Below are 731 nucleotides of genomic sequence, written 5' to 3' on the forward strand. Positions count from 1 at the left end.
TCGGTCTCGGGCTGCGCTTCGCCGCGCAGGGTGCTGATCACGTTGTCGTAGTAGCGGGGATGGCCGAAGCCGTAGACCGAGGTGGTCTCGTAGCTGGCGCTGGCGATCTGCTCGTCCATCGGATCGGCGCTGGCGAACTGCCAGTTCTTGACCTCGTTCACAGCAACGCCGCCGATGGTGGCCGAGCCATTTTCGCCCAGGATGGTGATCGATCCTTCGAGGTTCTTGGGGTAGGTGAGCATCGTCACGTTGATGGACCCCAGCGCACCGTTGCGCCACTTCAGCGCCGCCACCCCGGTGTCTTCCACCTCGATGTTGCGCGCCAACGTGCCGGTGTAAGCCATCACGCTTTCCACGGGCCCGCAGATCCAGTCCAGCAGGTCCACGTAGTGGCTGGCCTGGTTCATGAACGCGCCGCCATCGAACTCCCAGGTGCCGCGCCACGCCGCGCTGTCGTAGTAGCTCTGCGGGCGGCTCCAGAAGACGTTCACGTTGACCATGTAGATGCGGCCGAAGCGGCCCATCTCCACGGCGCGCTTGAGCAGCTGCAGCGTCGGGTTGCGGCGGTTCTGCTTGACCACGAACAGGCGCACACCCGCTTCGTCGCAGGCACGCACCATGGCCAGCCCGTCGTGCCAGCGCGTGGCCATGGGCTTTTCCGTCATCACGTCGATGCCGGCACGGGCCACCTCGATCGCCTGGCGCGGGTGCAGGCCGCTGGGCGTCGTCAG

At 66.1% G+C, this 731-nt stretch carries 1 protein-coding gene; it reads right to left on the reverse strand.

Going from position 1 to position 731, the window contains the following annotated elements; translation table 11 throughout:
• Positions 1–731 (reverse strand): Gfo/Idh/MocA family protein (locus EOE66_RS21615; RefSeq protein WP_164885217.1); only part of this gene is annotated, 731 nt, incomplete at both ends.

It is taken from the genome of Rubrivivax rivuli (genome assembly GCF_004016505.1).
In the GTDB taxonomy this organism is placed as follows: domain Bacteria; phylum Pseudomonadota; class Gammaproteobacteria; order Burkholderiales; family Burkholderiaceae_C; genus Rubrivivax; species Rubrivivax rivuli.